This window comes from Nostoc sp. (assembly GCF_036916655.1).
Classification (GTDB): Bacteria; Cyanobacteriota; Cyanobacteriia; order Cyanobacteriales; family Nostocaceae; genus Nostoc.
The window spans coordinates 79201-88655 of record NZ_JBALFY010000003.1; the positions used below are offsets into that span (position 1 = coordinate 79201).

At 41.5% G+C, this 9455-nt stretch carries 10 protein-coding genes; 7 read left to right on the plus strand and 3 right to left on the minus strand.

Going from position 1 to position 9455, the window contains the following annotated elements:
• Positions 1–3: 3 nt before the first annotated feature.
• Positions 4–966, plus strand: a complete 963-nt coding sequence (cysK, locus tag V7L31_RS00480) for a cysteine synthase A (protein WP_334694424.1) — start codon at positions 4–6, stop codon at positions 964–966.
• Between the two features lie 354 nt (positions 967–1320).
• Here the strand turns inward: cysK and V7L31_RS00485 are convergent, their stop codons facing one another.
• Positions 1321–2031: a cadmium resistance transporter gene (locus V7L31_RS00485; protein ID WP_334694425.1), complete on the minus strand. Its 711-nt coding sequence runs from the start codon at positions 2029–2031 to the stop codon at positions 1321–1323.
• 766 nt (positions 2032–2797) lie between these two features.
• Between V7L31_RS00485 and V7L31_RS00490 the strand changes: the two genes are divergently transcribed.
• Positions 2798–3460 (plus strand): cadmium resistance transporter, encoded by a 663-nt coding sequence (locus V7L31_RS00490; protein ID WP_334694426.1) that lies wholly within the window; start codon positions 2798–2800, stop codon positions 3458–3460.
• Between the two features lie 57 nt (positions 3461–3517).
• Here the strand turns inward: V7L31_RS00490 and V7L31_RS00495 are convergent, their stop codons facing one another.
• Positions 3518–4315, minus strand: coding sequence for a sulfite exporter TauE/SafE family protein (locus tag V7L31_RS00495; RefSeq protein WP_334694427.1), 798 nt, complete (start codon positions 4313–4315; stop codon positions 3518–3520).
• A 742-nt stretch (positions 4316–5057) separates the two neighbouring features.
• Between V7L31_RS00495 and V7L31_RS00500 the strand changes: the two genes are divergently transcribed.
• The 5 genes from V7L31_RS00500 to V7L31_RS00520 all read left to right on the plus strand — a co-directional run bounded on the left by V7L31_RS00500 (position 5058) and on the right by V7L31_RS00520 (position 9003).
• A complete protein-coding gene (locus V7L31_RS00500) occupies positions 5058–6212 on the plus strand; it encodes an iron-containing alcohol dehydrogenase (RefSeq protein ID WP_334694428.1) in 1155 nt (384 codons plus the stop codon).
• Between the two features lie 211 nt (positions 6213–6423).
• A complete protein-coding gene (locus V7L31_RS00505) occupies positions 6424–7029 on the plus strand; it encodes a TetR/AcrR family transcriptional regulator (RefSeq protein ID WP_334694429.1) in 606 nt (201 codons plus the stop codon).
• 11 nt (positions 7030–7040) lie between these two features.
• The gene (locus V7L31_RS00510; protein ID WP_334694430.1) at positions 7041–7430 is read left to right on the plus strand and encodes a tautomerase family protein; all 390 of its coding nucleotides are present in this window, start codon (positions 7041–7043) and stop codon (positions 7428–7430) included.
• Between the two features lie 113 nt (positions 7431–7543).
• Positions 7544–7987: an acyl-CoA thioesterase gene (locus tag V7L31_RS00515; protein ID WP_334694431.1), complete on the plus strand. Its 444-nt coding sequence runs from the start codon at positions 7544–7546 to the stop codon at positions 7985–7987.
• A 92-nt stretch (positions 7988–8079) separates the two neighbouring features.
• Positions 8080–9003: an NmrA family NAD(P)-binding protein gene (locus tag V7L31_RS00520; RefSeq protein ID WP_334694432.1), complete on the plus strand. Its 924-nt coding sequence runs from the start codon at positions 8080–8082 to the stop codon at positions 9001–9003.
• 125 nt (positions 9004–9128) lie between these two features.
• On the opposite strand, the gene V7L31_RS00525 is transcribed toward V7L31_RS00520, so the two are convergent.
• Positions 9129–9314 (minus strand): hypothetical protein, encoded by a 186-nt coding sequence (locus tag V7L31_RS00525; protein ID WP_334694433.1) that lies wholly within the window; start codon positions 9312–9314, stop codon positions 9129–9131.
• Positions 9315–9455 lie beyond the last annotated feature (141 nt).

Below are 9455 nucleotides of genomic sequence, written 5' to 3' on the forward strand. Positions count from 1 at the left end.
CCCATGCGGATAGCGAAAGATATCACAGAGTTAATCGGCCGAACTCCTTTAGTTCAATTAAACAAGATTCCCCAAGCTTCAGGAGCGGTTGCTCGGATTGTGGTGAAGCTAGAAAGCATGAATCCAGCATCTTCTGTGAAAGACCGGATTGGCGCGAGTATGGTGGAAGCGGCGGAAGAAGCAGGTTTGATTCACCCAGGGAAAACTGTTTTAGTAGAGCCGACTTCTGGAAATACAGGAATTGCGCTGGCAATGGTGGCGGCCGCTAAGGGTTATCATCTCATTCTAACGATGCCTGACACAATGAGCCACGAAAGACGCTCTATGCTCAAAGCTTATGGCGCTCAATTAGAGTTAACGCCAGGGGTAGAAGGGATGCGAGGAGCGATCGGTCGTGCAGAGCAGATTTTAGCTCAAACGCCCAATGCTTATATGTTACAGCAGTTCCGTAACCCTGCAAACCCAAAAGTTCACGCCGAAACCACAGCCGAAGAAATTTGGAATGACACCGATGGAGAAGTAGATATTCTCGTAGCGGGAGTGGGTACTGGTGGGACGATTACGGGAGTTGCAGAAGTTATTAAAAAACGGAAGCCGAGTTTTCAAGCGATCGCAGTTGAACCAAGTAGTAGTCCGGTATTAACAGGTGGGAAGTCAGGGCCTCACAAAATTCAGGGTATCGGCGCGGGATTTGTCCCAGCAATTTACCGTCCAGAAGTAGTAGATGAAGTGATTCAGGTAGCGGATGAACAAGCGATCGCTTACAGCCGTCGCCTCGCCAAAGAAGAAGGATTGCTATCGGGGATTTCTACTGGCGCTGCTTTATATGCCGCTATTCAGGTGGCACAACGACCAGAAAATGCAGGTCGCCTCATCGTCATGATCCAGCCTAGCTTTGGCGAACGCTACCTCAGCACCTCACTATTCAAAGATCCAGAAGAGAATGAGTGGTTGAGTAAAGTTTAATTTCCCATACCAATTTTAGATTTTGGATTTTAGATTTTTATATCTTGCACCAGGGATTAAAAGTCGCGGCTACACGAGACAAAACCTGCCTCCGCAGGTTGAAAGTCCTTGATTTTGCGTTAGTTTGCGTAGGTGGACTTAGTTTGTATAGCCGCAATTTCTAAGGGACTGACAAATAAAAAAATATTCAATTAACTCTTGTGGGGTGGGCATCTTGCCCGCCCAGTTTGTATGGCTCTCGTGTCGCCCACCCCACGATATTAGATAATTTATTTCTTCAATTTCCCTAATCGCTAGGGCTAGGTGCGAGATGTGAGGATTTTTAATCTAAATCAAAATCTAAAACTGGCTTGGTCAACTGCTAGACTTTTCGCTAATTTCATCGGCACTTTCATTATTTTTTACTAAAATCATTAAACAGACACTACTAGCAGCTAGCTTTATTGGACTTAAAGCTTCACTTTTTAATACAATAAAAGTGCCTAATCCTATAAGAACAAAAGGCACAAGATTATTAACGTAACGAGTCAATATGTCAGCTATGACTCTGTTATTAGTTAATTTGTAGGCTGCGTAGCACCAAACTCCTAATAATAGAAAAAATAATCCGATAATTACTAAAAAAATTTCTAAGTTGCAGGTAGAAAATAAAGGAATGTAGACGCTAATATTATCGCTACCATTGGCAATTGTCACGGCTGCCACACTATAAACTTGGGGAGAAAAAAAATTAGTAATTATTGATGCTTCATCTGCTTCTGTTGTATCTATAACTTCTTTTGCTGAGTCTTCTTCCCGATTCACTAAGCTACTGATACCTATAGACATTGGTAGTAAACCAAGTAATCCAATCCAGCTTTTTGAGAATACTAACCCACCAAATAAACCAGGAAGACTCAAAATTAACAGAACTGTAAAACCTAGAAATTGACCAGTAACTATATGCTTGGGTCGAAAGTTAGGATTTGTTTGGGAAAAAAACAACAATAAAATGACAATATCATCAATATTAGTGGCAATGAACGTAATTGCCCCTGTAGTAATTGCAGTAAGTAACTCGTTCATATTTTAAGAGAAATATAGACATACTTTTATCTGGAAGCAGGCTACCCAAAGCCTCTCTTAGAGAAGCATTCTAAAGAGAAGAATGCAAAGAAATTGGCGTATCAAGGCTAAAATGTTGGAAAAAAAAGAAAAAAAATTGTCGGTTCAGGAGCCACAGCGCCCTTGCGGGTTAAGAGCGTTGTAGCAAGTGGCGTTGGAGGCTTTGTGCATTGGTATCAACTTAAGCTGAAACTCCTTTAGAGACTTCCAAATAAAAAAATATGCAATTAACTCTTGTGGGGTGGGCGACACGAGAGCCATACAGACTGGGCGGGCAAGATGCCCACCCCACAATCAATATTGGATAATTTATTTCTTGGAGTTCCCTTAAAACCTCGTTTCCAGCCGGAGGCTGGAAATGCAACTCAAAAGCGGCTCTGCCGCGAGTTCGAGAGGCGGAGCCTCAACGACGAGCATTCCCAGTCGGAGACTGGGAACGAGGCAATCTAAAAGCTAGTTCTAGACTTGCTTTCATGTTAAGTTGACACCAATGGGCTTTGCCAAAGCCAACATCCTGATATCTGTTGGGTGGAGCGGAGCGCAACCCAACCTACGTCTAATGCACTATTTTTTTGCTTGCTATTGCTTGCATTGGGATCTGAATTTTTGCAATAAATCTCGTAAATCGGTGAAATTCATTGAATAATCACTTTGTCTATATTAAAGCTTAGTTGTGCTAGAAGGTTAATTTGGTATGGTTATAAATCGTAGATTCTAAAAATCCAGCATGAGTAAGCTAGGGACAGCTTTCAGTGAAGGGATAATTGCCTTCATCGCCACCAATATAGATGACATCATTATCTTGTTAATATTTTTTTCACAGGTAGATGGTAATTTTCGGCGGCGGCATATCTTACTCGGTCAATATCTGGGTTTTGCAGCTATTATCATCGCTAGCTTACCAGGATTTTTTGGTGGATTAGTTATACAGCGAGAATGGATAGGATTGCTAGGATTGCTACCAATTGGTATTGGAATTCACCACTTAGTATATAAAGAAGAAGATACTATCACAGTTCAGACAGTCAGTAGTGATTTTAACCAGCCCACATCTACTAACCCGGTACTGTCTTTTGTTTTGAGTATTTTACACCGCCAAACTTATAAAGTGGCAGCAGTCACGATCGCTAATGGTGGTGACAATATTAGTGTATATGTCCCTTTGTTCGCTGGTCACAATCTTGCCAGCTTGGGAGTAATTATAAGTGTATTTTTTATCATGGTAGGGATTTGGTGTGCGATCGCTTATTTTTTAAGCCGTCAACCTACCATTGCCGATCTTTTAAATCGCTACGGCCAAGCTGTTGTACCTTTTGTCTTAATTGCCTTGGGTCTGTTTATTATGTATGACCGAGGTACATTCACTCTACTACCTTGGGTGAGAAGTTAATCAACGGTGGATGCTGGATGTTGAATGCTGGATTGGGAATTGAAAATCTCAAATTGGTTACACCTGATGAACTAATTTCCAACTCACCATCATCAAAATGGCATAAATGATAAACCGTAACGGACGTTGCGGGGCTACCTCGCAGACTTTAGCACCTAGTAACACCCCAGGTACAGAACCTAGCCATATAGGCACTACCAAACTCCAATCAACTGTTCCCAAGCTGAGATGACCAAGGGCTGTAAACAGCAGTAAAATTGCTGCGTGTGAAATATCTGTACCCACTAACTTTCGGGCATCAAGGCGGAAAAACCCAATCAGCACTAAGGCAAACATTGAACCTGAGGAGACACTGGTTAGACCAACTAAACAGCCTAAAATTGCTCCCAAACTAATTGTTACAAATCGACCGAAGTTAGTTTCTAAGTCTAACTTTGGCAGTTCGGGTAAATTAAATTTGGGGAAAAAAGTCAACAACAACAATTGCACTAGTGCTAATACTGTGACTAGCAAAATCATTCCGCCAAGCAAACGGAGCAAGATGCTATCTAGGTTGTAATCACCTGTACGTTTAATGAAGTGCAAAATCCCCACCCCCAACAGTGAGCCTGGAACACTCCCGAAGGCCAGCCATTTGACAACTTCTGTGTCAAGGGTTTTCTGTTCCCAATGCTTGACGCTACCAACAACTTTCATCAATGTAGCGGCCACAACATCAGAACTCACAGCGATAGAAGGCGGAACCTGAAAAACAAAAATCAACATTGGCGTGATGAGAGAGGCTCCACCAATTCCCGTCAAACCAACGATGATGCCAACAAAAAAGCTTAAGAACGGTAGTAATAGATAGTGCATACTCTTCGGGGGTTTCAACAATTCGTTATCAGTTATCAGAATCTTGTTGAGTCTCCCACTTCTAGAAGTGAGCAGCCTCAGTTAAGGTTTAAATCCCCAAACGAAGCCTTGATAACTTTTTACTGACTTAACTACGAGCAGCTAGAATTTCAATTCAGCTTTAGTTTCACTGCTAGAAAGCAGCAAGTCAGCCAAACTATAGCCCAGTGGTAGACAGAGCTAGTTATGGTGAGTTATTGTGTTTCTCAAGAGATGAGTGACACAAAGGTTATCCAGCTAAAAGTTAGGGCAGAGGATTCCTGGATAACTTCAAACCTATCTGGAAGTTTTTGCAAGCATGACAACTGGCATTTAGCTCAAACAGACTTTGATAACTGCTTATGGGTCAGTTGCCCTGCTAAACTCAACTTCTAACTAGGTTTTTCTGCGGTTTTACATGTAAAAGCACGTAAGGCGATGCACTTACCGTATTTTACTCGTAATCATGATTAAACGTCCAGCGTATTCGCGTTGTATATCGCTCAATTATCTAGTTAATACTCCGCAGTCAGTTAAATTTCTTAGGACTGGTTGTTAGAAAAATTACTTACAAGTTAATCACCATAGGGATAATTCACCAGAAGAGGACAAGGGAATAAGGAAAATAAACTACACCATTCCCCATTCCCCACTCCAATTAACTAACGCCGTGAAAATGATTACAATACTCGAAGTCAAATCCGATTCCCTAGCCTAATCACTCATGCAAAACTTTGTTTTTTACAACCCTGTCAAAATCTTGTTTGGCAAAGGTCAGATTGCCAAAATTGCTGCTGAAATTCCTGCTGATGCCAAAATTCTGATTACTTATGGTGGAGGTAGCATCAAAACTAACGGTGTCTACGATCAGGTTAAGTCTGCATTGGTTGGACGAAATGTCCTTGAGTTTGGTGGAATCGAACCCAATCCTCACCTGGAAACCCTCTTAAAAGCGGTTGAACTAGTGCGGAATGAGGGCATAGACTTTCTACTTGCTGTCGGTGGCGGTTCAGTTCTTGATGGCACTAAGTTTATTGCGGCTGCGGTTCCCTTTGTCGGCGACCCTTGGGACATCCTCGCCAAAAATGCACCTGTAAAGGCTGCTGTACCTTTTGGTACAGTTTTGACTTTACCTGCAACCGGCTCGGAAATGAATACGAATGCGGTTGTGACTAAGTGGGAAACTCAAGAAAAATTAGCTTTTAGCAGTCCTTTGGTATTTCCCCGTTTCTCGGTTCTCGATCCAGAAACAACTTTTTCTCTACCTGTGCGGCAAATTAGCAATGGAATTGTCGATGCTTACACCCATGTGATGGAACAGTATTTGACTTATCCAGTTAATGCACCAGTACAAGACAGATTAGCTGAATCAATTTTGAAAACGCTAATTGAGGAAGGGCCAAAAACGCTAGCGAATCCTCAAGACTACGATTCACGGGCTAATGTGATGTGGTCTGCAACGCTAGCACTAAATGGGTTAATTGGTGCAGGAGTACCCCAAGATTGGGCAACTCACATGATTGGGCACGAATTGACAGCACTGCATGGTTTGGATCATGCTCAAACTTTGGCTGTTGTACTACCTAGCACCTTGACAATTAGGCGCGATCGCAAATGGCAAAAACTCTTACAATATGCCGAGCAAGTTTGGGGAATTGTCGATGGTAGTGAAGAAGAACGGGTTACTGAAGCGATCGCTAAAACCCGTAATTTCTTCGAGTCCGTTGGTGTACGCACGCGCTTGTCTGATTATGGTGTTCGACTCGATACTGTTCCTGTAATTATTGAGCGCTTTGAAAAACGCGGTACTGTAGCTTTGGGAGAATATAAAGATGTTAATTCTCAGGTAATTGAACAGATTTTAACTCTCTCAGCATAGGATTAGGGACTGGGGACTGGGTATTGGGGACTGGGTATTGGAGATTGGGGATTAGGGAAATAACTAATGCCCAGTGCCTCGTTTATTGACTTAGCGCTGAAAAATGCTTGACTTACAAGCAAATCTCATTGATAATTCAAACAAACCGTTCGGTCTGTAATGTTTTATTTACAGCAATCCCCAATCCCTAGTCCCCAGTCCCCAATACCCAATGTCCAAAGGCGAAGAAACAAAAAGCAGAATTCTCCAGCAAGCAGCCGAATTGTTTAACCAACAGGGGTATGCAGGATCATCGATGTCTGACATTATGCGTGTTACTGGATTGCAAAAAGGAGGAATTTACAATCACTTTCAAAGCAAAGATGATCTCGCACTACAGGCTTTTGACTTTGCGATCGCTCATATCAAACAGCATACTAGATTTGCATTACGAAGCAAACGCCACGCAGTAGAACGGCTGCAAGCAATCATTGGGGTATTTAGTAGCTTTGCAGAAAATCCACCGATTAAGGGAGGGTGTCCATTGCTGAATACTGCTGTAGAAAGTGATGATGCTCATCCGGCATTGCGAGAACGCGCTCAACAAGCGATGAACTCGTGGCTGCATCTAATTCATCGAATTATTGAAACGGGAATTGAAAAGGGTGAAATTCGCCCGGAAGTGAGTGCTGATGAAATCGCTACCATCATCATTGCAACGTTAGAAGGAGCCGTAATGATGAGCAAGCTTTATGGAGATTCAATTCACATGCACAGAGTAATTAATCACCTGAATCAATATTTGGAAACTCACCGAAATAGTACTCAATACTCCTGAACTTTAAAGGTATGGCACAAATCAAGGTATATGGTTTAGCAGAAAAATTAAATCCTGTAAAAATAGAGCTATCAAATATAATCCATGCCTCTGTTATTCAGGTTTTACAGCTTACCCCTGAAAAAAGATTTCACCGTTTTTTCCCATTGGATAAATCAGATTTTTACTATCCATCTGATAGATCAGACAATTATCTGATTATTGAAATTAGTATGTTTGAAGGACGCTCGGTGGAGACAAAAAAACAGTTGATTCGCCTACTGATTGAAAATATTAATGAAAATTTGAATATTGCTGTGGATGACATTGAAATCACCATTTTTGAAACGCCTAAATATCACTGGGGTATTAGAGGTTTGCCTGGTGACGAGTTAATCTTAAACTACAAAGTAGAAGTTTGAAACTATATGTGGCTAATGGATTATTAGACAATTAATAATTACTCATACGTAAAATAGATGAATATTCTTACCATCTTACAAGCCAATCGGTCTTAAAAATTCTGGGAGAAATAATGCTAGTAAATAACAACTTACATAGACCATTAGAAATAGTATTGGCGATTCCTGTAAGAACTTATGATATTGATTTTATGGGAATCGTGAGTAACATTGTGTATATCAGATGGCTAGAGGATTTGCGTTTAAAATTTTTAGATGAACATTGGCAACTCAATCAACAAATTGAGCAAGGATATACACCGATTCTAGCTGGAACAGAAATTGAATATAAACGTCCGATAAAGATGATTGATCAAGTAATTGGACGTTTATGGCTGAGTAATTTAGGACGGTTGAAGTGGACTGTGCAAGCTGAAATTTTATCTAACAATGAGTTAGCAGCAGTAGCTACCCAGAAGGGTGGTTTTGTCAATTTGCAAAATAGTCGTCTTATCCCCATTCCAGAGGAATTACAGAATAAATATTTACAGTATCAACAAGGGATTCCGAAAATTTAACAATTAGAAATACCTTTGATATTTTTTTGAGTTATTACAGACTGTTCGGTCTGTTATTCATAAATGCTTTAATTTTCTGAAGGAGATTTGAAATGAGTAAACCAAGTATTCTAGTTACAGGTGCTACTGGACGACATGGTGGCACTGGCATTCGCATTGTGGAAATTTTGAGGAGCCAAGGCTTCTTTGTAAAGGCTATGGTTCGCCGCAAAGACGAGCGTAGTTTACTTCTTGAAAAGATGGGAGCAGAAGTTGTGGAGGCAGATTTTCACAACTATCCCTCACTTGCTCAAGCGCTTGCAGGTGTGAAACAGGCCTACTTTTGCTATCCAGTAGCTAGCGGTATCGTTGAGGCAACAACTAACTTCGCCGCCGTGGGGCGTGAATCTGGACTAGAGTATGTTGTCAATAACTCAATGGGAGCATCACATCCAGTTAGTCCCAGTCCCTTGGCAAGAGCGCAATGGATGTCAGAGCAAATTTTGACCTGGGCAGGGTTCGATTGCGTACATCTGCGGGGTGGGTTTTTCTTTGAAAACATCTTGCTTTTTAGTGAGCAGTCCATCATCACTCAAGGGCGAATTGCTAATTCCTTTGGAGATAATTCTATAACATGGCTAGCAGCTGAAGATATGGCACAAGTGAGTGCAAAACTACTCTCGACAAAAAATACTTCCTTTGGCTCTGTTGTACCGATTACTGCAAATGAGCGCATACCTTTGGCTGAGGTGGTTCGCATATTTTCCAGCGTTCTAGGTAAACCAATTCAGTTTGAGAATTTAGAGTTTGACGAGTGGCGCAAGCACCTTAGAGAGAATCCTCGGATTAATCCAGAAATGATTGAGCATCTAATTGGATTGGCGAAGCTGATTCAAAGGCAAAATGCTATGCCGCTTGTCAACACTGTGGAGCAGATTACAGGCAAACAACCAATATTATTGGCTGAATTTGTTCAAAAGCATCGTGAACGCTTACTCAACAAAATTGCTCAAGTTAATTTGGCAACATTTGAATAAAAATCTATGTTGAGGATAAATAACAAGCTCAAACTGAAAAGCGAGACGTTTAGGCAGAAGGTAGTTGGTATCGGCAGGAAAACGCGATCGCAGTTGGGTGGATGAACACTTGCAAGTAGCTTTGTTTAGCACCAGCGATCGCAATGGTTGAGGCGGGATATCAGGAAGTAATTGCGATCGCTAGGGAGCAAGGAAGATCCATTCCAAAATGTCTGCCACAGGTGTGCTGCAATCAGTGTAGGTCTTATCGTTGGCGCAGCCTCTCGTAGAAAAAAAGAGAAGCCTACTACACTGCCTCCTGCCTTCTTCATTCCCTAAAGCAGGTAAAATTACAAGTGTTGAGGGGATAAAAATCATGAGAACTCTTGCAAAAGTTTTCTATGGTATGATAAAAGGTTTGGCAATTTTCGATCAGGAATTTGAGGAGCAGTGAAAATAGAGAAAGCCAAGCA

Bases quoted from the DNA above. Each gene is read 5' to 3' on its own strand.
- V7L31_RS00495 (WP_334694427.1), bottom strand. From the start codon at position 4,315: ATGCACTATCTATTACTACCGTTCTTAAGCTTTTTTGTTGGCATCATC.
- cysK (WP_334694424.1), top strand. From the start codon at position 4: ATGCGGATAGCGAAAGATATCACAGAGTTAATCGGCCGAACTCCTTTA.
- V7L31_RS00515 (WP_334694431.1), top strand. From the start codon at position 7,544: ATGCTAGTAAATAACAACTTACATAGACCATTAGAAATAGTATTGGCG.
- V7L31_RS00505 (WP_334694429.1), top strand. From the start codon at position 6,424: ATGTCCAAAGGCGAAGAAACAAAAAGCAGAATTCTCCAGCAAGCAGCC.
- V7L31_RS00510 (WP_334694430.1), top strand. From the start codon at position 7,041: ATGGCACAAATCAAGGTATATGGTTTAGCAGAAAAATTAAATCCTGTA.
- V7L31_RS00490 (WP_334694426.1), top strand. From the start codon at position 2,798: ATGAGTAAGCTAGGGACAGCTTTCAGTGAAGGGATAATTGCCTTCATC.
- V7L31_RS00525 (WP_334694433.1), bottom strand. From the start codon at position 9,314: ATGAAGAAGGCAGGAGGCAGTGTAGTAGGCTTCTCTTTTTTTCTACGA.
- V7L31_RS00520 (WP_334694432.1), top strand. From the start codon at position 8,080: ATGAGTAAACCAAGTATTCTAGTTACAGGTGCTACTGGACGACATGGT.
- V7L31_RS00500 (WP_334694428.1), top strand. From the start codon at position 5,058: ATGCAAAACTTTGTTTTTTACAACCCTGTCAAAATCTTGTTTGGCAAA.
- V7L31_RS00485 (WP_334694425.1), bottom strand. From the start codon at position 2,031: ATGAACGAGTTACTTACTGCAATTACTACAGGGGCAATTACGTTCATT.